General features: G+C 53.5%; 29 protein-coding genes. 25 read left to right on the plus strand and 4 right to left on the minus strand.

The features are described 5' to 3' along the window. Window positions 1–9: 9 nt before the first annotated feature. Entirely contained in the window at window positions 10–945 is a 936-nt protein-coding gene (locus tag NST23_RS11445; RefSeq protein ID WP_167470360.1) for a DUF1385 domain-containing protein, read from the minus strand. A 134-nt stretch (window positions 946–1,079) separates the two neighbouring features. Here NST23_RS11445 and NST23_RS11450 point away from each other — a divergent pair, with 134 nt between their 5' ends. The 4 genes from NST23_RS11450 (at window position 1,080) to efp (ending at window position 3,890) form a co-directional block, all read left to right on the plus strand. After that, window positions 1,080–1,595, plus strand: coding sequence for a YqhR family membrane protein (locus NST23_RS11450; RefSeq protein WP_122965823.1), 516 nt, complete (start codon window positions 1,080–1,082; stop codon window positions 1,593–1,595). A gap of 150 nt (window positions 1,596–1,745) precedes the next feature. Next, complete coding sequence (aroQ, locus tag NST23_RS11455; RefSeq protein WP_122965824.1) at window positions 1,746–2,186, plus strand: type II 3-dehydroquinate dehydratase; 441 nt, start codon at window positions 1,746–1,748, stop codon at window positions 2,184–2,186. Between the two features lie 33 nt (window positions 2,187–2,219). Beyond that, entirely contained in the window at window positions 2,220–3,290 is a 1,071-nt protein-coding gene (locus NST23_RS11460) for a M24 family metallopeptidase (protein WP_340963696.1), read from the plus strand. Window positions 3,291–3,332: 42 nt separating this feature from the next. Next, a complete protein-coding gene (efp, locus tag NST23_RS11465) occupies window positions 3,333–3,890 on the plus strand; it encodes an elongation factor P (protein WP_122965826.1) in 558 nt (185 codons plus the stop codon). Between the two features lie 149 nt (window positions 3,891–4,039). Here the strand turns inward: efp and NST23_RS11470 are convergent, their stop codons facing one another. Genes NST23_RS11470 through NST23_RS11480 form a run of 3 tightly spaced genes read right to left on the minus strand, consistent with a single transcriptional unit; the run spans window position 4,040 to window position 6,078 of the window. Continuing rightward, window positions 4,040–4,510, minus strand: coding sequence for a DUF441 domain-containing protein (locus NST23_RS11470; RefSeq protein WP_063227107.1), 471 nt, complete (start codon window positions 4,508–4,510; stop codon window positions 4,040–4,042). 39 nt (window positions 4,511–4,549) lie between these two features. Beyond that, entirely contained in the window at window positions 4,550–5,266 is a 717-nt protein-coding gene (locus NST23_RS11475; RefSeq protein WP_122965827.1) for a 2-phosphosulfolactate phosphatase, read from the minus strand. Further along, on the minus strand, window positions 5,257–6,078 hold the full coding sequence (locus NST23_RS11480; protein ID WP_122965828.1) for a phosphosulfolactate synthase: 822 nt from the start codon (window positions 6,076–6,078) through the stop codon (window positions 5,257–5,259). Before NST23_RS11480 ends, NST23_RS11475 begins: the two co-directional genes overlap by 10 nt. 149 nt (window positions 6,079–6,227) lie before the next feature. On the opposite strand from NST23_RS11480, the gene NST23_RS11485 reads away from it, so the two are divergent. The 21 genes from NST23_RS11485 (at window position 6,228) to NST23_RS11585 (ending at window position 21,060) form a co-directional block, all read left to right on the plus strand. Next, window positions 6,228–6,491 (plus strand): YqhV family protein, encoded by a 264-nt coding sequence (locus NST23_RS11485; protein ID WP_122965829.1) that lies wholly within the window; start codon window positions 6,228–6,230, stop codon window positions 6,489–6,491. A 75-nt stretch (window positions 6,492–6,566) separates the two neighbouring features. Next, window positions 6,567–7,052: a CD1247 N-terminal domain-containing protein gene (locus NST23_RS11490; RefSeq protein WP_122965830.1), complete on the plus strand. Its 486-nt coding sequence runs from the start codon at window positions 6,567–6,569 to the stop codon at window positions 7,050–7,052. A gap of 163 nt (window positions 7,053–7,215) precedes the next feature. Then, entirely contained in the window at window positions 7,216–8,178 is a 963-nt protein-coding gene (gene spoIIIAA / locus NST23_RS11495) for a stage III sporulation protein AA (protein WP_122965831.1), read from the plus strand. Continuing rightward, window positions 8,166–8,684 carry a stage III sporulation protein SpoIIIAB gene (spoIIIAB, locus tag NST23_RS11500; RefSeq protein ID WP_280648291.1) on the plus strand — a complete coding sequence of 173 codons (519 nt, stop codon included), beginning with the start codon at window positions 8,166–8,168 and terminating at the stop codon, window positions 8,682–8,684. Before spoIIIAA ends, spoIIIAB begins: the two co-directional genes overlap by 13 nt. A gap of 16 nt (window positions 8,685–8,700) precedes the next feature. Then, complete coding sequence (gene spoIIIAC / locus NST23_RS11505) at window positions 8,701–8,904, plus strand: stage III sporulation protein AC (protein ID WP_005827263.1); 204 nt, start codon at window positions 8,701–8,703, stop codon at window positions 8,902–8,904. A gap of 14 nt (window positions 8,905–8,918) precedes the next feature. Next, entirely contained in the window at window positions 8,919–9,308 is a 390-nt protein-coding gene (gene spoIIIAD, locus NST23_RS11510; RefSeq protein ID WP_063226823.1) for a stage III sporulation protein AD, read from the plus strand. A 16-nt stretch (window positions 9,309–9,324) separates the two neighbouring features. After that, window positions 9,325–10,518 (plus strand): stage III sporulation protein AE, encoded by a 1,194-nt coding sequence (gene spoIIIAE / locus NST23_RS11515; RefSeq protein WP_122965833.1) that lies wholly within the window; start codon window positions 9,325–9,327, stop codon window positions 10,516–10,518. Window positions 10,519–10,526: 8 nt separating this feature from the next. Next, window positions 10,527–11,204, plus strand: a complete 678-nt coding sequence (spoIIIAF, locus tag NST23_RS11520) for a stage III sporulation protein AF (protein ID WP_173595764.1) — start codon at window positions 10,527–10,529, stop codon at window positions 11,202–11,204. A gap of 31 nt (window positions 11,205–11,235) precedes the next feature. Beyond that, window positions 11,236–11,874 carry a stage III sporulation protein AG gene (gene spoIIIAG / locus NST23_RS11525; protein ID WP_173595765.1) on the plus strand — a complete coding sequence of 213 codons (639 nt, stop codon included), beginning with the start codon at window positions 11,236–11,238 and terminating at the stop codon, window positions 11,872–11,874. Between the two features lie 13 nt (window positions 11,875–11,887). Then, entirely contained in the window at window positions 11,888–12,562 is a 675-nt protein-coding gene (locus NST23_RS11530; protein ID WP_122965836.1) for a SpoIIIAH-like family protein, read from the plus strand. 213 nt (window positions 12,563–12,775) lie between these two features. Continuing rightward, window positions 12,776–13,285, plus strand: a complete 510-nt coding sequence (accB, locus tag NST23_RS11535; protein WP_122965837.1) for an acetyl-CoA carboxylase biotin carboxyl carrier protein — start codon at window positions 12,776–12,778, stop codon at window positions 13,283–13,285. A gap of 16 nt (window positions 13,286–13,301) precedes the next feature. Beyond that, a complete protein-coding gene (accC, locus tag NST23_RS11540) occupies window positions 13,302–14,657 on the plus strand; it encodes an acetyl-CoA carboxylase biotin carboxylase subunit (protein WP_340963699.1) in 1,356 nt (451 codons plus the stop codon). Between the two features lie 70 nt (window positions 14,658–14,727). Then, entirely contained in the window at window positions 14,728–15,144 is a 417-nt protein-coding gene (locus NST23_RS11545; RefSeq protein ID WP_122965839.1) for an Asp23/Gls24 family envelope stress response protein, read from the plus strand. Between the two features lie 143 nt (window positions 15,145–15,287). Further along, window positions 15,288–15,851: an alkaline shock response membrane anchor protein AmaP gene (gene amaP / locus NST23_RS11550; RefSeq protein WP_173595766.1), complete on the plus strand. Its 564-nt coding sequence runs from the start codon at window positions 15,288–15,290 to the stop codon at window positions 15,849–15,851. Between the two features lie 12 nt (window positions 15,852–15,863). Continuing rightward, window positions 15,864–16,076, plus strand: coding sequence for a DUF2273 domain-containing protein (locus NST23_RS11555; RefSeq protein WP_122965841.1), 213 nt, complete (start codon window positions 15,864–15,866; stop codon window positions 16,074–16,076). Window positions 16,077–16,127: 51 nt separating this feature from the next. Beyond that, window positions 16,128–16,532 (plus strand): transcription antitermination factor NusB, encoded by a 405-nt coding sequence (nusB, locus tag NST23_RS11560; protein WP_122965842.1) that lies wholly within the window; start codon window positions 16,128–16,130, stop codon window positions 16,530–16,532. Between the two features lie 18 nt (window positions 16,533–16,550). Then, the gene (locus NST23_RS11565) at window positions 16,551–17,513 is read left to right on the plus strand and encodes an O-sialoglycoprotein endopeptidase (RefSeq protein ID WP_173595767.1); all 963 of its coding nucleotides are present in this window, start codon (window positions 16,551–16,553) and stop codon (window positions 17,511–17,513) included. A gap of 88 nt (window positions 17,514–17,601) precedes the next feature. Continuing rightward, the gene (gene folD / locus NST23_RS11570; protein WP_122965844.1) at window positions 17,602–18,456 is read left to right on the plus strand and encodes a bifunctional methylenetetrahydrofolate dehydrogenase/methenyltetrahydrofolate cyclohydrolase FolD; all 855 of its coding nucleotides are present in this window, start codon (window positions 17,602–17,604) and stop codon (window positions 18,454–18,456) included. A gap of 103 nt (window positions 18,457–18,559) precedes the next feature. Next, window positions 18,560–19,939 (plus strand): exodeoxyribonuclease VII large subunit, encoded by a 1,380-nt coding sequence (xseA, locus tag NST23_RS11575; protein ID WP_122965845.1) that lies wholly within the window; start codon window positions 18,560–18,562, stop codon window positions 19,937–19,939. Further along, window positions 19,908–20,159, plus strand: coding sequence for an exodeoxyribonuclease VII small subunit (xseB, locus tag NST23_RS11580; protein WP_005827293.1), 252 nt, complete (start codon window positions 19,908–19,910; stop codon window positions 20,157–20,159). Before xseA ends, xseB begins: the two co-directional genes overlap by 32 nt. A 7-nt stretch (window positions 20,160–20,166) precedes the next feature. Then, window positions 20,167–21,060, plus strand: a complete 894-nt coding sequence (locus tag NST23_RS11585) for a polyprenyl synthetase family protein (protein ID WP_122965846.1) — start codon at window positions 20,167–20,169, stop codon at window positions 21,058–21,060. The last annotated feature ends 123 nt before the right edge of the window (window positions 21,061–21,183 follow it).

The raw sequence follows: 21,183 nt of genomic DNA on the forward strand, positions 1-21,183 counted from the left end.
TGCCTCACGTTATCCGGTCGTAGCCATTTTCCCCTGAACATGCTGAAGGTCCAGCTCCCGCATCTTCTGGAAAGAAGCGATGGCTACTTCGACCTGGCTGTCATCCGGTTCACGCGTTGTGATTTTTTGCAGCCAGAGACCTGGATAGCCAAGGTAGCGTAACACAGGAGTATCACGGAGCTTGTTTGTCCATTGCAAGACTTCATAGGAGACCCCGATGACCAGTGGCAACAGGACGATCCGCTGCACAACACGCTCGGTCAAGGAGTCGTAGCTGAACAGGGAGTAGATCACAACGCCGACAAACACGGTGAAAATGAGAAAACTGCTACCGCAACGATAATGCAAGGTGGAAAATTTTTGCACATTGGCTACTGTTAATTCTACCCCGGCTTCGAAGGCGTTAATCACTTTATGCTCCGCTCCGTGATATTGAAAGAGCCTTTTGATCAGGGGAGCCTTCGCGATGGCTGTGATGTAGCCGAGCAGCAAAATGATTTTGAAGCCGCCTTCCGCCAAAGTTTGGGGCACCCCATCCGGCACCCATTTTCCCAGGAGAAAATCGGCGAGAAATACGGGAACGAGGGTAAACACAAATTTACCGAACAAGAAAGAGAGTACACCGACCAGGGCGACCCCCAGAATCATCGTCAGCTTGGAAGGACCTTCACTGACTTCTTCGCCGGATTCCATGTTGAACCGCTCCGAGGCGAAGTTCAGATGTTTGGCCCCGTTGGCGCTGGCTTCGATCAGGCCGACCAGCCCGCGAATGAACGGAATTTTTTTCAGTGGGGTAATCCATTTATATTCCGTACGCGGTGCTTCAAAATACTCAATTTCATGATTTTTTTTGCGAACAGCTGTTACAGTCATCGATTTGCCGCCGAACATAACACCTTCGATGACGGCCTGACCGCCGTAGCTGGGTACGTTTTGTTGAGCCACACTATCACCTTCCTTACCCTCCATTTTAACGGAAAGCGAGCCTTGAAGCTACAAGGAGTTCATGCTGTGCCAAGAAATGTAAACAGTTAGTGAAAAACATGGGAACAGCACATACTATCTGTGAGGTGATAGGTATGGTAGCAGGCAAAGCCACGCGAAGAAACAAAGAGCTGTTGGGCAAGCCGAGAGAGCGGGGAACGGCGGAGCGAAAGGCGGCTTCCGTCAGCAAAATCGTCGAGCTTGCTTTTTGGGGCACGATTTTGTGGGGGGTGATCCGCATGCTCGCCCACTTTTTGAATTTGACTCCGTACGGACTAGGTGCTTTTGCCCGGCCTTTGCTCAGCGGATACGAGGAGAATAGCCTGATGGGCAACTCCTTGGGAGCGATTGTTCTGTTCGTGGAGACGATCCTGGCAAGCTTTTTGTTCTCCCTCTTGTTCGGCCAGATGCGAGCATGGTGGATCGGCCTGCTCTACGGTGCGATTTTGCTTGCGATTGCAGGATTCTTCTTTCGCATCGGGAATTGGGAAGTAGGCACGCTTAGTACAGAAGGAGCCTGGTACTTGTCCTATGGATTGTTCATTGGCATGACGCTTGTCCTGGAACAATCCGACGAAGAGCAGTGGGGCGGCAAAGACAAAGAGCGATAGGGGACCGGGTTGTCCCCTCTGCATCTGCCGTTTGCAAGATTCGAAATGTTGGCCGATTTTTGTCGCCTACTGTTGTACAAGCAGAGGCTTGTGGTAAAATGTTTCATTAGTAAAAAAACTTTTTGCGAAAACAGACGGGGAGGGAAGACAATGGCTTCCGTTTTGCTTTTGAATGGCCCCAATCTCAACTTGCTGGGAACGAGGGAGCCTGACGTATACGGAAGGGAAACGCTGGAAGATCTCGTCGCGAAGCTGACTTCTGTCATGGATGAGCTGGGGGGCAAGCTTGAACATTTCCAGTCCAATCACGAGGGCGCTCTGATCGACGCGATTCATCAGGCGAGAGGCGTGCACGACGGCATTTTGATCAATCCCGGCGCTTTCACGCACTACAGCTATGCGATCCGCGATGCTCTGGCAGGCGTGGCAATCCCGACCATTGAAATACATATTTCCAACATTCATACGCGCGAGGAATTTCGTCACCATTCCGTGATTGCACCCGTTACGATAGGGCAAGTAGTCGGTCTGGGCATGGACGGATACGAATGGGCGCTGCGGGCGCTCGTCCGCAAAATCGAGAACAAATAACGGTTTGGCAAAGCGAAAGGGGAACTGGTTGTCATGAAACAACGTTTGGACAAATTGCGTGAAGCGCTCTCCCAAGTAGGGGCGAATGCTTTCATCACGGAAAAATCGGAAAATCGCTTTTATCTGAGCGGTTTCACTGGCTCCACCGGCTGGGTGATCGTCACGGAAACCGAAGCCTTTTTGGTTACGGATTTCCGCTATGTCGAACAGGCAGAGGAGCAGGCACCTGATTTCACTGTCGTCAACAACGAGCGAAAAGCGGTCGATGCGATTGCCAAGCTGCTACAGGAAAAAGGCATCAAGCGTCTCGCTTTTGAAAGCAGCGTTTCCTTTGGTACATATCAGGAGTGGAGCAAAGGCTTTGCCGGGGTAGAGCTGGTTCCAACGAGCGGACTGCTGGAAAAAATTCGCATGTTCAAAGAAGAGTCGGAAATGGTCATCATCCGTGAAGCAGTGGGAATTGCGGAGGCGGCTTTTGCGCATATTCAAGGATATATCCGTCCTGGCGTACGCGAAGTAGACGTTGCTTTGGAATTGGAATATTTCATGCGCAAACAAGGGGCGACAGGGTCTGCGTTCGACATGATCGTTGCATCCGGCGTGCGCGGAGCATTGCCGCATGGACGAGCTTCGGAAAAAGTGATCGAGGCCGGAGAAATGGTTACGCTCGACTTCGGCGCAGCGTACAAAGGCTACAACTCCGACATTACCCGCACGCTTGCTGTCGGCGAACCTAGCGCCAAAATGAAAGAGATTTACGATATCGTCTTGCGCGCACAACTGGCCGGACTGGAAGCCCTGAAACCGGGAGTGACAGCAAAGGCGGCAGACGCCGCTACGCGTGACCTGATTGCAGCGGCTGGCTATGGCGATGCCTACGGACACAGCGCGGGTCACGGTCTGGGCATCGAGGTGCACGAACTGCCGGGCTTGTCTACCGTGAGCACCTTCGTTCTGGAGCCAGGCATGCTTGTCACGATGGAACCGGGTATTTATGTGACTGGACTCGGCGGAGTGCGAATCGAGGACGACGTTCTGATCACGGCGGATGGGCATGAGAACCTCAACAAGTCTACGAAAGAGTTGCTCATTTTGCCCGTGTAATTTATACTAATCTACGTTATTGATTGATTTGGGAGGACAACGATGATCTCTGTAAACGACTTTCGGACCGGTTTGACGATCGAAGTGGACGGCAACATTTACACCGTGCTTGAGTTCCAACACGTAAAACCAGGAAAAGGTGCGGCTTTCGTACGCTCCAAACTGCGCAACCTGCGCAATGGCAACACGACAGAAATGACTTTCCGCGGCGGCGAAAAAGTAAACCCTGCCCGCATCGAATCCAGCACCATGCAGTATCTGTATGCGAGCGGTGACGATTACACTTTCATGAACACCGAAACGTATGAGCAATTGACGTTCACTCGCAAACAAATCGAGCGCGAGCTGCGTTTTCTGAAGGAAAACATGAACGTGCAAATCATGCAGTACAACGGTGAAACAATCGGAATCCAACTGCCAAACACAGTTGAGCTGGTTGTTACTGAATGTGAGCCAGGCGTTAAAGGCGATACCGCTTCCAACGTTACGAAAAAAGCAACGCTGGAAACTGGCTTCGTGGTAAACGTTCCTCTCTTCGTAGAAGAAGGCGAGCGTTTGATCATCGATACGCGTTCGGAAGCTTACGTTTCCCGCGCGTAACTTGCAAGATCGTCATGGAAAAAGCTGTGCCCTCCCGGGTGCAGCTTTTTTTAGTTGCGCATGAGTCTCGGCGTTGCCACAAAAAAAATCCCGCTTTTCCGAAAGCGAAAAGGGGATTTCAGCGATCTGCTGTTTTTTGGCCTTGCTGCTCAGTGGGGCCAGCGCCCTCCGAACCACTCCCACAGCTTTAACACAAAGGCAGTAATCCCGGCAGCCATCAGCGGGCCGACGGGGATGCCGCGGAAAAACACAATACCAATGATCGACCCGATCACCAGTCCGACGATCATATGCGGCTCAGCCCGGAGCAAATCCAGTCCCTTGCCGTTCATCCACGTCGCAATCGCGCCGCCAGCCAGCGCTGTAAGGCCCACGACCGTAGTGAACAGCGGCGTGACGTCTTTCCACGATATTTTCTCACTGGCAAACGGCACCAGTACGGATATCGTCAAAAAAAGCAGGCCAAGCTCCAGACCTCGGCGTTCGACCGTGGGGAAAAAGCGTTCCAAGGCCGTCAGCTTCAGCACCAAAAGAATGCTGGCCGCCGTCGCGATTATCGGTGAACGGCCAATCAGTCCTATGACGATCAGGATGACGAGCATCACTTCTCCAGACATCATCATTGGCATCAAAACCCCTGTCCCTGTTCTCCTTTCACTCTATGAGACAAGGTGTGGGAGTATGCGTTTGTCCTTGACGTAGGGCACGAGCGTGTAGCGGTCAACCTGTGCGCAAAAACGCAAGTCGTCGGCAAAATGGTGCGAAACGAGGCGCTTGCCCGTGGTAGTTTGCAGCATTTGTTCGCCAAGCTTATCTGCATAGTATAAATAGCTTGCTTTCAACGCTTCGCCGAGATCGCAAATCTGCAGGTGGGCCAAAGCTTTTTGCGCCTGGACGATCATCAGCCCTGCCGCGAGTCCATCTTCCAGAGCAAATTCGGAACGCGTCCCTGCGCAGTAAAGTGTCACGTCGAGATGATACGTGAGCGCGTGGCGAATGCAGGCCGTCGCGTTCAAAAAGCAGCCGACGAGCAGCGCGGAGGCTCGCTCCGCCTTCTGAATGGCGCGAGTGCCGTTCGTCGTCGTGAGGATCAGTCGTTTGCCCGGATTTTTGGCCGCGGAGATTTCCGTCGGGGAGTTGTTGCAATCAAAGTCGGGTATTTTGCGGCAATGTCGCTCGCCAGCCAGGATGCAGTCAGCGGCTCTGAGCGAGTTCGCTTGCCCGATCGTTTCAACGGGAACGACGCAGACAAAGCCGTTGCCCAGCGCGGTGACAATCGTACTGGATGCGCGCAAAACATCGATCACAATCACAACATGATTGCTGATTTGGTCAAAGCGAATTTCCTCGACCGTGGGCACGACCTCTATTCGCACGGGGCAGACCTCCCTTCCGCAAGCATCAGGGCGGTGTCTCCGCGAAGTCCGCGGCGGAGTGTCTCGACCGACAAGACGTCCGTGCAGGCGATGTTGCCGAGATTGACATCGACACCGAGAGACTGAATCAGGCACACTTGCTGGTCTTTTTGCGGCGCTTCCCAAACGAGCCGCTCCGCGTTTGCTTTGGCGGCACGGACGACATCCAGAATGAATGACTGTTCGATCTTGCCGTTTCCGTCAAAGACGCCGACCGTTCCGCTTTCGCGTGCTTCGACGATGACGTGGCTGGCGCCTGCCTGCAAGTCAAAGGCGAGTGTCTCCAAAAGCTCATTGCGCTCGGCGCGATAGCCTGCCGACTTTTTTCCTACCTCCGTATACACGACAAGCCCTGCGTCCACGGCCCGTTCAATCGCTTCTCTGCGCTGCTCAAACGATAGCGGGAACGTCCCGTCTGAAATCTCAACCGCTGAAAATCCGAGCGAACGGATTTGTTGCATGTACGCCTTGATCGTGCTCTGCTGAATGGCAATCTCAAAAAAAGTTCCGCCTGGCATGATGTGCAAGCCCAAGGCGGTTGCCCTGGAAAGCTTTTGCTGCAACACGTTCGGCGGATACAAGGCCGTTGTGCCAAAGCCGAGTTTGTATATATCGATATAAGGAGAAGCCAGTTCCAGCAGATCGCAGTAAGCGGTCAGCCCCAGCCCTTTGTCAATTACCATGGTCAACCCCTTTTGGCGGGGCTTCGCTCGCTTGTGCCCGAACGGATTCGCCCAGCTCGCGGGCATAAACGGATGCTCACAGTCTACCATGCAAGTTCCTCATTTCTTCTAGGCGTATGGTTCAGTGTATGCCCACCGTGGAGGAGGAGTGAAGAAGAAAGGCAGTAGGCGATTGCCCACACGAGTGCTGAAACGAACGGGTACAGGCATAGAGTGAACGGAGGGGAGGACGAGACGGTATGTGGGAAAAAGCGATTATGGGGATGGCTGCGCTGCGGATCTTGTCAGGCAGCATCGAGATTGTGGCTGCCTTGCTCATTTTGAAGGTCAATCAGGTGGAAAAGGCACTGCTCATAAATTCGGGCTTGGCAATCGTAGGGCCTGTGATTTTGATTACCACGACGACGATCGGCCTGCTCGGCATGTCTGATCGGGTCAGCTTTGCGAAAATCGCCTGGATTTTGCTCGGCATCTCCTGCATTTTGATCGGAGTGCGCAAGTGATGTCCAATTCCTTCCATTGGTAATGAGCGCCTCATCTGGGAATGCTAGTGCAAGAGACGAATGGGAGGGATTGGCATGCTTGAAACGATGGCGAACCGAATCGCCTATTTGCGCGGGCTGGCAGATGGCCTGGATGTGGGCGAAAAGAGTGCAGAAGGCAAAATTATGACTGAAATGATCGAGATCATGGACGAGGTGTACGCCCAGTTTCGCGAGCTGCACGCCCGCGTGGAAGAGGCGGAGGATTATGTAGAAGCGCTGGACGAAGACCTCGAAGACGTGGAACTCTATCTTTTCGAGGATGACGAGGCGTTGTACGAAACGATAGAGGATGACGACGATGTCGACTACGCCACCTACTATGATCTCGACGATGATGAAGATGCTGCGTTGTACGAGTCGGATGACGATACGCACTTGGCGACGGGCTACGATTTTTCCTGCCCGCACTGCCAGAAAGAGATTCACTTGCGAGAAGGTACCGATGACGACGGCTACAGTCATTACGTCATCGAGTCGGCTTCGGCCCAGCGTGACTATCAGCCGGTCAATCCGACGTAATAGAGCAGGCTCACAGCTTGTCCCAGCGCGCCACGAAAGCGCAGGGGCAAGCTTTTTCTATCTCCGGCTACTTTTTAGCATAAACCTCGTCCAGCCGCGCATAGGATGGAGGTAAGTCAATGTGGACAAACGAGAGTCAGCCACAAAAAGGAGGGTACCAGATGTGAGAGAGATCATGGCGATTTTGCCAGAAGCCATTCGCGCGATTTTGACTGCTCTTCCCTCCGCGGTCAAAGAGCATCTGGAAGAGATACGGCTTCGGCAAAATCAGCCGCTGGAAGTACGATTCGGTCAGCAATCCAGCTACGTGACGCAAGCAGGTCAGCTTACCTCCACTGCGAGTAAAGGCTGGATTTTTTCCGCAGATCAGGCAGTCAAGCTGCTGAGTCAGGTAAGCCAGCATTCTTTGTACGCGCTGGAGGAGGAGCTGAAGCGAGGCTACATTACGGTGATGGGCGGTCATCGCATCGGCATCGCGGGCAAAGTGGTGCTGGAAAAAGGCGATGTCAAAGGCATCCGGGACATTACCAGCTTCAACATCCGGATCGCCCGGGAGAAAAAAGGGGCGGCGCAAAAAGTGATGCCCTACTTGTTTGAAGGCGGCAACGTACTGAGCACACTGGTGATTTCTCCGCCGCAATGCGGGAAAACGACTCTTTTGCGCGACATGGCCCGCTCCCTCAGCTACGGCAGCGAGTGGTCTTCCAGTCGCAAAGTCGGGATCGTGGACGAGCGTTCCGAGCTGGCAGGCTGCCTGGAGGGCGTGCCGCAAAGAGACGTCGGCCCGCGCACAGATGTACTGGATGCATGCCCGAAAGCAGCAGGAATGATGATGCTGATCCGCTCCATGTCTCCTGATGTGCTGATTGTGGACGAGGTGGGGCGTGCGGAGGACGGGGATGCCGTATGGGAAGCGATTCACGCAGGAGTCGCAGTCATCTGCTCGGCTCATGGCGCTGATCTCAATGAAGTCGCTCGTCGCCCGATGCTCGGCAACCTCGTCCGGCACGGCGTGTTTTCCCGCTATATCGTCCTCAGCCGTACGAAAGGCGTAGGCACGATCCAGGCGATCTACGACCGAAGCATGAAGCCGCTGGAAAAGGAGAAGGTTGCATGGTCAAGCTGATTGGCGCGGTGCTCATCCTGTTCTCGGCCTCCATGGTCGGCTGGCAGATCGGCAGGTATTACGCCTATCGTCCCGTGCAGCTTCGCGCGCTTTTGGTCGCCCTGCAAATGCTGGAGACCGAGATCGTATACGGCATGACGCCGCTGCATCGCGCTTTTGCCAAAGTCGGTCGCCGGGTTTCCGAGGAAGTGGGCAGGCTGTTTCTTTACGCAGCAGAGCTTCTGGTCAGCGAAAAGGCGCCATCGGCAGAAGATTCCTTGCAGCAGGCAATGGGGAAGTACTGGGCACAAACCGCATTGCGCAGACAAGAGCGAGAAGTGCTGGCGAGTCTGGGGCAGGTTCTCGGATCATCCGACCGGGAAGACCAGCAGAAGCATTTGCGCCTGGCAGTTACCCATCTTAGGGGGCTTGAGGAAGAAGCGCGCGCCGAGCAGGCAAAATACGAGCGCATGTACAAAAGTCTCGGTTTTCTGGGTGGTCTTCTGGTCGTCATCCTGATGTTCTAAAGGCGAGGTGTTCACAGTGGATTTTGATTTGACACCTGTTTTCCAGATCGGAGCGGTAGGGTTCATCACAGCGATCTTGCACACGGTCCTCAAACAGGCGGGAAAGGAAGATATTGCGCACTGGGCGACACTGGTCGGATTCATCATCGTCCTGTACATGGTGTCCCACTACCTCGGCGACCTGTTCTCTGAGGTGAAACGCGTCTTCCTGTTCAACTGAGGAGGGGCTTTTCGATGGAAATCGTACAAATCGTTGGACTCGGACTGGTCGCTACCATTCTTGCCTTGGTGATCAAAGAGCAAAAGCCGATGTTCGCTTTCTTGTTGGCGATTGCGAGCGGTGTCATCATCTTTTACTTTCTCGTAGGCAAAATTGCCGAAGTCATTCGCATTCTGGAAAAGCTGGCCGTTCAGGCAGATCTGAACCTGGTGTTTCTGGAAACGATATTAAAAATCATCGGAATTGCCTACATTGCCGAATTTGGGGCGCAAATGACCCGTGACGCTGGACAAGGGGCGATTGCCTCCAAGATCGAGCTGGCGGGAAAAGTGCTGATTCTGGTCATGGCGGTACCGATTATCCAAATCATTATCGAAACAGTGATCGACTTGCTGCCGGCGTGAGAGAGGAGGGGTGTCTGTGGCGCAAACTGGCAAACTGATCCTGTTGTGGCTCATCCTTTTCATCTATCTGTCGCCTGGCCCTGGCACGGTCCATGCCGCCGGAGCAACCACAGCCAACCCGATCAACCAGATTGTCGAGGAGCAAGTGGATCACTTGCAGCTGGAGCGTGTCGAGCAATATTGGCAACAGCTTCAGCGCGAGTATAAAGGCTATTTGCCCGATTTGAAATCGCAAGGCTTCATCCAGATTTTGATGCAGCAAGAGGAACTGACGCTGTCGAGTGTGTTAAAAGGGATGGGCAAATTCGTCTTTCACGAAATTTTGATGAACGGCAAGCTGCTCAGCTCGATCATTATCATCACGGTTTTTGCCATGATTTTGGAGACGATGCAAAACGCCTTCGAGCGCAACGCCGTATCCACCGTCGCCTATTCGATCGCTTACCTCGTCCTGATGGTGCTCGCCATCAACAGCTTTCACGTCGCGATCACATATGCCAAAGACGCGATCAACAGCATGTCTGATTTCATGCTCGCGATGATTCCGCTCGTGATTGCCTTGCTGGCTTCGGTCGGGAACCTGGCGACGGCAACCATGTTTCATCCGCTGATCATTTTCATGATCAACATCAGCGGCATGATGATCACGTACGTCGTCTTTCCGCTCCTGTTTCTGTCCGCGATGCTCTCGATCGTCAGCCTGTTTTCCGAACGGTACAAGGTCACCCAGCTTGCCACCTTGCTGCGAAACATCGCCATGGGGGTGCTCGGCTCCTTCCTGACGATTTTTCTGGCGGTCATCTCCATTCAGGGGGCGACCTCGGCTGTGGCTGACGGCGTCACGCTGCGGACGGCGAAGTACATTACAGGCAACTTCATCCCGATCGTCGGCCGAATGTTTTCCGATGCGGCCGATACGGTTCTGAACGCTTCGCTTCTGGTCAAAAACGCAGTCGGCTTGGCTGGAGTCGTCATTCTCATCATCTTGTGCGCTTTCCCGGCTCTCAAGATACTGGTTTTGGCCCTGATCTACAATTTGTCATCGGCTGTGCTGCAACCGCTGGGGAACAGTCCGATCATCAGTGCGCTCGGCACGATTGGCAAAAGCCTCCTGTTCGTCTTCGCCGCACTTGCGACAGTGGGATTGATGTTCTTTCTGGCGATTACCATCATTATTGCGGCAGGCAACATCTCCATGATGGTCCGGTAGGTGATGACATGACATGGTTAACACTCTGGCTCAAAAAAATCATCCTGCTCGTTCTTTTGGCCGCTTTTCTCGATCTGATCCTGCCCAATACGACCTTGCAGCGCTACGTCAAAATGGTGATGGGTCTGATCTTGCTTTTGACGATCATCTCCCCGGTGTTCAGCCTGTTCAGTCTGTCGCAGGACGATCTCGCCCTCAGACTTGATCGCTACCAGCAAAATTTGAACAAGCCAGCCGCTGTCGAATGGAAGAAAATGACTGACAAGCTGCTTGGTCAACAAAACGAACAGATGACAGCTTATGTGCAGGCACAGGTGGCATCTGCTGTAAAGGCGAGAATCAAAGCCGATTACGGCGTGGAAGTTGTCGATGTCGAGGTTGTGATCGACCAGAAGAAGCAAGGCGAGCCGACCTTGTCCCGGATGGAGTTGGTGATTGGCGAAGCTGACAGCGGCAAAAACAGCAACGACCCGCAGCAAGTCCAGCCGGTCAAGCCGATTACACCGATTGCTCCGGTACAAGTCACAGTCGGGGAGCCGCCGCAAGAACAGCAAGAAGTGGCTGTTTCAGCCCCGGAAGCGAACCCGCTGGCGAGCAAAATGGCCAGCGACCTCGCAGAACAGTGGGGGCTATCCAAAGAACAGGTGATCATCAAGGACGAGACCCGGGAAAACGAAAAGCAGTAATCACGCTGTCGACACAAGCGAGGTGAGCAACATGCTGGAAAAGCTGAAAAAATTGTGGGAAGGAAACGGCAGCAACAAAAAGCTCAAGCCATTGCACTATTTTATCGTCGTACTTGGAATCGGGATTGCTGTCATGATCTTGACAGATTTTCTGAAAGTCGAAAAAGATCAGCCTCTCGGGTTCTCGATCAACCCTGGCGAGACGTCGCCGCAGCCAACAGGCGACGGATCAGCTCCGGCGCTGGGCGGTTCACCCGCACCGGACATTATCGCCGAATATGAAAACATCTACGAAACCCAGCTTCGGGAAATCCTCGCGAATGTAGTCGGCGTGGGAGAGGTCGAAGTCATGGTCAATCTGGAATCGACGCCAGAGATTGTCGTGGAAAAAAACACCAATGTCCGCTCTTCCGTGAACCAGGAGATGGACAAGGAAAAGGCAACCCGGAATCAGAGTGACCAATCGCGCGATGCACAGGTCGTGATCGTCCAAGGCGGCAAGCAAGACCAGCCCGTCGTCGTCAAGACGTTGAAGCCGCGCGTCCGGGGAGTGCTCGTAGTGGCCAAAGGGGCCGACAACATCCAGGTGAAAGCATGGATCACCGAAGCTGTCCAAAAAGTTTTGGATGTTCCCGCTTACAAAATATCCATTTTGCCCAAAAAAGGGTAGGAGGTAATGACAAATGATTCTGCGCAAGCAAACAGTGTGGTTGTTGACAATGCTGGCTGTCATGGTTGTACTCTCCGGGTACTACCTGGTGAAGGGGCCGCAGGAACAGGTTCCGACCTCCGGACAAGAGCAGGCCGTCCAGAAGCAGGAGCAAATCTCCGGCGTGGAAGTAGAAACCAAGCAAGTCGAGCAAGCTCCTGGCGCTGCCGCCGTTGACGCTAAAAACGGCAAGCAGGAAACAACGACGGCTCCGGCCACTCCGACCGCACAAACACCGGCGCCTGAAGAAGCGAAGCAAACTTCCGGCAATGCCGTGCTCCCCGTAGCGGATACAGCAAGCGAAGTGTTCCAGGGCTTCAAGCTGAACCGGGAAGCGCAAACCGCGCAGCAAAAAGACGAGCAGCTGGCGATCATGAACAATTCCGAAGCAACGCCCCAGGCGGTAGCCGAAGCGAAAGCCAAGTACGATGAGCTGTCCACGCTGGAGACGGCCACGATGAACGTCGAAGAGATGCTCAAAGCGAGCGGCTACAAGGACGCGGTCGTCCTCGTCCAGAACGACAAAGCGACTGTCATCGTGCAAAAAGACAAACTGAGCGCAAACGAAGTGGTGGAAATTATTGCGCAAGTCAAGCAGCAATTGAATCTCCCGGCAACGAACATCCAGGTCCAGTTCCAGACGTCCTGAATGGCGAAGGCAAGCTGACCTTCGCGTTATAACGGGTGCCGTAAGTGGGCATGATGGTAAGGATTTTCTCGCTTCTTCTTGGCAGGAAGCGGGGAAATCCTTTCTTGACGTGATATGGGCAACAGGCTACCATGGATTTATGGTTTGCCAAAAAGGATACATATGGGACTCCCCGATCCTCTATTGAAACAAACGAAGGAGTGCTTTTTCGTCATGAAAATTCATGAAATCCGAGAAATTATTAAGCTGATTGATCAATCTTCCATTAATGAATTTAAGCTGGAGACAGAAGGGGCAAAAGTGACCCTGCGAAAATCCAGTGGTACAGAGACAGTAGTAGTGACTCAGCCTGTCGTACAAGCCCAGGTAGCGGCTCCTGCTGCGCCAGTGCAAGCGGCAGCCCCAGCAGCTGTACAAGCAGCTCCTGTTGCCGTGGAAGCGCCTAAGGCAGCTGCAAGCGCTCCGGCTCTTGACGATGCGAACCTGCACAAGATCGTTTCCCCGATGGTTGGAACGTTCTACAGCGCTCCGGAACCAGGCAAGCCTCCTTACGTCCAAGCGGGCGACAAAGTGAATGCGAGCAAAGTGGTCTGCATCGTGGAAGCGATGAAGCTGTTCAACGAAATCGAAGCAGAAGTAAGCGGCGAGATCGTCAAAGTGCTGGTGGAAGACGGCCAGCTCGTTGAGTACGGTCAAGCGCTGTTTTTGGTGAAGCCAGAATAAGGTGGGGGAGAGCGAAATGTTTCAAAAAGTATTGATTGCCAATCGCGGGGAGATTGCTGTACGGATCATCCGGGCATGCCGCGAGCTGGGCATTCGTACGGTCGCTGTCTACTCCGAAGCGGATCGTGAAGCGCTTCATGTGAAAATGGCCGACGAAGCTTACTGTATTGGTCCAAAAGCATCCAAGGAAAGCTACCTGAACATAGCAAACATCATGAGTGTCGCGACCAAGGTAGGGGCAGACGCCATCCATCCAGGCTATGGATTTTTGGCTGAGAACGCCGACTTTGCGGAGATTTGCACGGCATGCAACATCACGTTTATCGGTCCGGATCCGGAAGCCATCGTAAAAATGGGGGACAAGTCCACCGCAAAAGATACGATGAAAGCAGCTGGAGTGCCGACTGTTCCGGGAACAGAAGGGCTGATCGAAGATGTGGAAAGCGCCGTCGTGACAGCGAATGAGATCGGCTATCCGGTAATGGTCAAGGCTACTGCGGGCGGCGGCGGACGCGGCATGCGCGTGGCAGTCGACGACGAAGATTTGGAAAAGGCGATCCGTCAGGCGCAAAACGAAGCGAAAACCGCTTTCGGCAACCCGGGCGTCTACCTGGAAAAATTCGTGGAAGGCCCGCGTCACGTGGAAATCCAGATCATGGCCGACAAGCATGGCAACGCGGTTTATCTGGGCGAGCGCGACTGCTCCATCCAACGCCGCCACCAAAAGCTGATCGAGGAAGCTCCATCGCCTGCCTTGAGCGAAGAAACACGCAAGCAAATGGGCGAGGCAGCCGTTGCTGCTGCCAAGGCGGTAGCTTACCACGGAGCGGGTACAGTCGAGTTTTTGCTGGACAAGCACGGACAATTTTACTTCATGGAAATGAACACGCGGATTCAGGTAGAGCATCCTGTCACAGAGCTGGTTACCGGCTATGATCTGTTCAAGGAACAGCTGACGGTCGCAGCTGGCCAACCGCTGTCTTTCAGCCAGGAAGACATCAAGCTTGACGGCTGGGCGATCGAATGCCGGATCAACGCAGAGAATCCTGCGAAAAACTTCATGCCGTCACCTGGACGCATCACCGAGTACTTGCCACCAGGCGGCTTCGGTGTGCGTGTGGACAGTGCTGCGTACGCAGGCTATTCCATCCCGCCGTACTACGATTCCATGATCGCCAAGCTGATCGTTTGGGGCAAGGATCGCAACGAGGCAATCGAACGCATGAAGCGTGCGCTCGGCGAATTTGTCATCGATGGCATCACCACGACGATCCCGTTCCATCAAAAAGTGCTGGAGCATGAAGTGTTCGTAAGCGGTCATTTTGACACCAAGTTCCTGGAAACCTACGAATTGAACCTGGACGAAGAATAAACAGGGCTGATTTGTAAAAAAACGGTGCGCTTGGTATAATGAATTACAAATCTAAAGGGAGGTGCGAAGCATGGAAGAGTTTACTCCGGATTTAGATAGAACAGAGCTTGGTAAAGTCCAGATCGCTCCCGAGGTACTGGAAGTGATCGCCGGCATGGCTGCGTCCGAGGTTGAAGGCGTAGCGCAAATGAGCGGCGGTTTCGTAGGGGAGATTGCTGAAAGATTGGGCCGTAAAAATATAGCTCGCGGCGTTCGTGTGGAGGTTGGCTCCCGCGAAGCGGCAGTGGATGTTTCCATCATTGTCAAATACGGACACCGCATTCCAGACGTCGCTCGTAATATTCAAGATAGTGTGCGCAATGGAATCGAAGGAATGACCGGACTTTCTGTTGTGGAAGTAAACGTACATATCGTCGATGTAGAGCTGAAAGCCGAAGAAAAAGCACCGGCGGCGCCTGTAGTCGAAGATTACCAGCGTGTGCGCTAAGCAGCACCGGATGGATGCCCCCTTTTCACAGGGGGCATTTTCCTCATTCCAATCAGTTGTTTCGCCAAGCCTTGGCTCATGGCGAAGCGTTAGCCTTTGATTGAGCCTTGTTTGTCTCCTTTCAAACATGGCGTAAAGGAGAGATGCATGTGAACTTGTTTGACCGCTTTATTTTGACGATTTACAGCTTTGCGCTGATCGTTTTGTCCTGCATCGCGATTGCGGCCACCAGCGGATTGGTCTCATCTGCTTATTTTGAGCCTTATGTGGATCAAATGCTTGAGGGTACGAACATTACGTATCTCATCGTCGCGATTATTTTCCTCATTGTGAGCCTTCGCTTCTTTTTCAGCTCGTTTCGTTCCAACAAGCCAAAAGTGGATCGCGGCATTCGCCAGCGCAGTGATTTGGGCGAAGTCAACATTACGATTCAGACGATCCAAACGATTGCGGAGCGCGCTGCCCGACGTGTAAAAGGCGTGCGCGACATGAAGACGACAGTCAAAGCGCTGGAAAGCGGGAACATCATTACCCTGCGTGTTTCTGTGGATGGCGAGACACCTTTGCCGGAGTTGACGCAAAAGCTGCAAGCGGATGTGAAAGAGCAGGTCGAAGGAATTGCTGGTGTCGTGATTTCCGAAGTAGCGGTTGTGGTGACGGAAGTGGCTCAGCAAGAAAACTACGCGGCTCGCAAGCGGGTAGAATAGAAGGTGAAGTCCATGAAATGGGAGTTAATGTGGGAACACAAGGGGAAGCTAATGGGGATTTCTGCCGGACTTTTTTTCGGCATCATCTACCTTCTCGTCGGATTTTGGGATACACTGGTCTTTGTTGTGTTTGTCGGAACCGGCTATTACATCGGTCGCAAGCTTGACCATAAGGAAGACTTGCGCGAAATACTGGATCGGATTCTGCCTGGCAAGTTTCGGTAACAAGAACGAGGGGAAAACTCCCCTGCTGACTTTAATTAGTAGGTGAATGGTATGAAGCGAAGAACAGCACGAGAAAAAGCAGTCCAATGCTTGTTTCAGATCGATATGGCCGAGGTGCCAGTAAAAGAAGCAATCGATCTGGTCATGGAAGAATCCGAGGAAAACGCGCAGTATTTGCGCTACTTGCTCGATGGAGTTTTGACCAACATGGCGGACATCGATGCAGAAATCAAAAAGTATTTGCGCGGCTGGCAGCTGGAGCGTATTGCCAACGTTGACCGCGCCATTTTGCGCCTTGCTTTTTATGAGATCATGTTTGAAGCGGATACGCCTGACAAGGTAGTCATGAACGAAGCGATCGAAATCGCGAAGCTGTTCAGTGACGATGCCTCCTATCGCTATATCAACGGTGTATTGGCGAGCTTCTTGCAATCCCGTGAAACGCAAAAGGCATAACAGGCAGGAGATACAAGCATGAGTAAGGTAATGTTGGGCATTGATACGAGCAATTACCGGACATCGCTGTGCTTGGCTCAGGAAGACGGCCGAATTGTTGCAGAAGCAAAACGCCTCCTCAAAGTGAAGGAAGGCAAACGCGGGCTGCAACAATCCGAAGCCGTCTTTCAGCATGTGATGAACTTGCCGGAATTAAGCGAGCAAATGAAGTGGAACGAGTATGAGATCGAAGCGATTTGCGTCAGTGAAAAGCCGCGGCCCGTCGATCAGTCGTACATGCCTGTGTTCAAGGTGGGAGAGGGCTTGGCCAAATCGCTGTCCACCTACCTGCGTGTTCCGCTGCATCTGACCACCCATCAGGAGGGGCATATCGCAGCGGGCGAGTACACAGCCGATGAGCGGCCAGGACAAGATCGCTTTTTGGCTGTCCATCTGTCAGGGGGAACGAGTGAGTTGCTGTTGTGCGAGCGTCACAGTGCCGGATATGCGATTGAAAAAATCGGCGGCACGATCGATTTGCACGCAGGGCAGTTGGTCGATCGGATCGGAGTGGCGCTCGGGATGGCATTTCCTGCCGGGCCGTACTTGGAGCAATTGGCAAAAGAGTCGACGGGGGAATTTCGCATTTCCTCTGCTGTGGACGGTTTGACCTTCAGCTTCTCCGGGCCGGAAGCGTCCTTGCTGCGCGCCATTGAGCGCGGCGAGACGAGCCATGCGGATATTGCGCGGGCAACCGAGCAGTGTATCGCCAACACGCTGGAAAAAACATTGCGGCACGCTGTTGAGCTGGGGCATCCAAGGGACATACTGATTGTGGGCGGGGTAGCTGCCAATCAGTACATGCGCGAGCGCCTGATCAAACGTTTGCAGCATCCGGCGGTAAAAGCCAAGCTGTATTTTTGCGACCCTGTTTACTCCGGCGATAACGCCTACGGAGTGGCAATGCTTGGGTGGATGAAGCAAAAGACGAACATTAAATAATGATAAACTTTTTATGATTCGGCTTTACAGTTGCAAACGAAATCGGTACACTAATGGTATCGACGTTTAAGAAGGAGGCTTTTTCTCCATGACTGCAACCATTCTCCAAGGAAAAGAAGTAGCAAAAAGCATTCGCGAAGAACTCGCGGTTGAAGTGGCGGAACTGAAAAAACAAGGACTTGTCCCTGGACTGACTGTTGTGCTTGTGGGTGATGATCCCGCATCGCATTCGTATGTACGCGGAAAATCGAAAGGCTGCGAGGAAGTCGGCATCCGTTCCGAGCTGATTCTCAAGGAAGCTTCGACGACAGAAGAAGAGCTGCTGGGCATTATTCGGGATTTGAACGAAAATCCGAACGTTCATGGGATTTTGGTTCAACTTCCTCTGCCAGCCCATATTTCGGAGAAAGCGGTCATCGCTGCGATTCATCCGGAAAAAGATGTCGACGGTTTCCATCCGATCAACGTGGGCAACATGGTGCTCGGCAACGAAACATTGCTGCCTTGCACTCCGCATGGCGTCATCGAGCTGATCAAGCGGACAGGCACGGAGATTTCCGGCAAGCACGCCGTCGTCATCGGCCGAAGCAACATCGTCGGCAAGCCGGTATCGCTTTTGCTGCAACAGGAAAACGCAACTGTGACCATGTGCCATTCCCGCACGCAAAACCTGGAGGAGTTCACGACGAAAGCGGACATCCTCGTGGTAGCGACAGGCCGGGCGCATATGATCGGAAAAGAGCATGTAAAGCCGGGCGCAGTTGTCATCGACGTAGGGGTAAACCGGATCGATTCCGGGAAGCTCGTCGGGGACGTCAAATTTGACGAAGTGCAAGAGATCGCAAGCTTTTTGACTCCGGTACCTGGCGGTGTTGGCCCAATGACCATCACCATGCTGTTGAAAAACACGGTTGTGGCAGCGAGAAAGCAAGCGCAACTTTAGAGGAACGACTGAGGGAATGGATAGGGCCTGCGCTTTATCCATTTCTTTTTGCATGCGTATACGAAAAGTCAATCAGACCAGGGCTTGAACAGAGGAGGGGCACATGGCTGCATCAAACATTTTGTCTGTCAGTGATCTGAACCGCTACATCAAGCTCGTCCTGGAAAAAGAGACGAACTTGCAAGACGTCTGGGTGAGGGGAGAAATCTCCAACTTCACGCATCACGCAAGCGGGCACATGTACTTTACCTTGAAGGACAACACATCGCGGATCAAGGTCGTGATGTTTGCCAGCTATAACCGCTTCTTGCGCTTTTTGCCCAAGGATGGAACGAAGGCGATCGTGCGCGGCTCCATCTCCGCTTTTGAACGGGACGGAGCGTATCAGCTCTATGCAAAAGAAATGCAGCCGGACGGTCTTGGCTCCTTGTATCTCGCTTTTGAGCAGTTGAAAGAAAAGCTGACCAAAGAAGGCTTGTTTGCTGCTGAGCGCAAGCGGACACTGCCTCGCTTCCCGAAAAGGGTCGGGGTCGTGACATCCCCGACAGGAGCGGCGATTCGCGATATTTGCACCACCATCCGCAGACGGTATCCGCAGGCGGAGATTGTCCTGTCGCCTGCCGTCGTGCAAGGGAAAGATGCCCCGGCATCGATCGTTTCGGCGATTCGGATTATTAATCAGCACCCTGACATCGACGTCTTGATCGTCGGCAGAGGTGGAGGCTCGATTGAAGAATTGTGGGCTTTCAACGATGAAAACGTGGCGCGGGCGATCGCCGGGTCGCCGATTCCGGTCATTTCCGCAGTCGGACATGAGACGGATGTGACGATCGCGGATTTTGTGGCAGACGTGCGGGCGGCGACGCCAACCGCAGCGGCAGAGCTTGCTGTCCCGCATTATTTGGAGTGGGTGGAGCGCGTTCGCCAGCTTGAAATCCGGATGCACAGGGCGGTGCGCAATCAGCTCGCAGAAGAGCGTACGCGGCTGGATCGGTTGAGCGGTTCGTACGCGATGCGGCAGCCGCAGCGCAGGCTGGAGGAAGCGGCAGAGCGGCTCGATCGGACGTATATGCGAATGCGCCAGGCGATGAAGCATTTGATGGAAAGAAGGCGGGAGCGCTACACGCGGCTTTCCGAACAGATCAAAAAATATCGGCTGTCGGATCAGGTCGGGGAGAGAAGGAAAGCGGTTGCGTCGATTCGCGCGCGTCTGGATGAAAAAATGCTGGCGCGGCTGAACCAGAACCGGATGGCTTTTGCTTCAAGGGTAGCCACTCTGGAGGCGCTCAGTCCGCTGGCGGTTATGAAGCGCGGCTTTTCGCTGGTGTACACGAATGATCAGCTGGTGAAGTCCGTGGAACAATTTGCCCCTGGCGATCAGATCGTGGTACGATTAAGTGATGGCAGTGCTACGGCACGGGTGGAACAGTTGAATCGGGAGGAGAAGCGCAATGGCTCGCAAGAAAACGGACCAAGAGACTGACATGCAGTTCGAAGAAGCGATGAAGCGGCTGGAAGAAGTCGTCGGGAAGCTGGAAGAAGGAGACATCCCGCTGGAGGAAGCAATTACGCTGTATCAAGAGGGCGTCACTCTCTCGCGTATTTGCGGACAGAAGCTCGATGCGATTGAAGCCAAAATCATTCAGCTGGTAGAAGAAGACGGCCAACTGAAGCAGAAGGCTTTTCGTGTGGAAGGGGAATAACGACATCGTGGATACATTCCAATCGTATTTGGCGGAAAAAACAGCCTACATTGAACAACATCTCACGCCTGCCCTGGAGCAGGAAGGCGTCCCGACCCATTTGTACGAATCCATGAAGTATTCACTCATGGCAGGCGGCAAAAGGCTTCGTCCGATGCTCGTTCTCGCTGTGCTGGAAGCGCTGGACAAACCGATGGAGCGCGGCGTTCCTTTTGCCGTTGCCCTGGAGATGATTCATACATACTCGCTGATCCACGATGATCTGCCAGCGATGGATGACGATGACCTGCGCCGTGGAAAGCCGACCAACCACAAAGTGTACGGAGAGGCGACCGCGATTTTGGCGGGCGATGCCCTCTTGACGCGCGCCTTTTCTCACGTAGCGGAAGCCTATCAGGAGCGGACAGATGTGACATCTGCGACGATTGTCAAACTGATTGCCGAGCTGGGCAAGCGCGCAGGCGCGACAGGCATGGTGGGCGGACAGATGGCCGACATCGAAGGAGAGAGCAAGCAGCTCGATCTGGAGCAGTTGGAGTTCATCCATCGCCACAAGACAGGCGATCTGCTCGTGGCAGCGCTCAGGGGCGGAGGCTATTTGGCGGAAGCGAGCGAAGCGCAGATGGATGCTTTGACCCGCTACGGCGTCTGCATCGGACTGGCTTTTCAAATTCAGGACGACATCCTCAACGTGGAAGGGGACGCGGCAAAGCTGGGAAAAGCGGTTGGCAGCGACGCGGACCGGAACAAATCGACCTATCCTTCGCTGTTGGGACTTGCTGAGTCCAAAGAAAGGCTGTCTGCTTTGATCGCGGAGGCAAAAGCGGCTCTCGCCATTGCAGGCATCGAGCATTCCGCATTGAGCCCTTTGGCAGATTACGTTCAAAACCGCAACAAGTAAATGAAATGATAGGCAAAAAGCTGGCATCCACGTGGGGTGCCAGCTTTTTTCTATGACAAGCGTCTCGACTTTTTTCATGAAATTGGCTGTGAGCGCTTGCGGTAAATAAAGCGGCCATGACCG

Source organism: Brevibacillus sp. FSL K6-0770 (genome assembly GCF_038000275.1).
GTDB lineage: Bacteria > Bacillota > Bacilli > Brevibacillales > Brevibacillaceae > Brevibacillus > Brevibacillus parabrevis.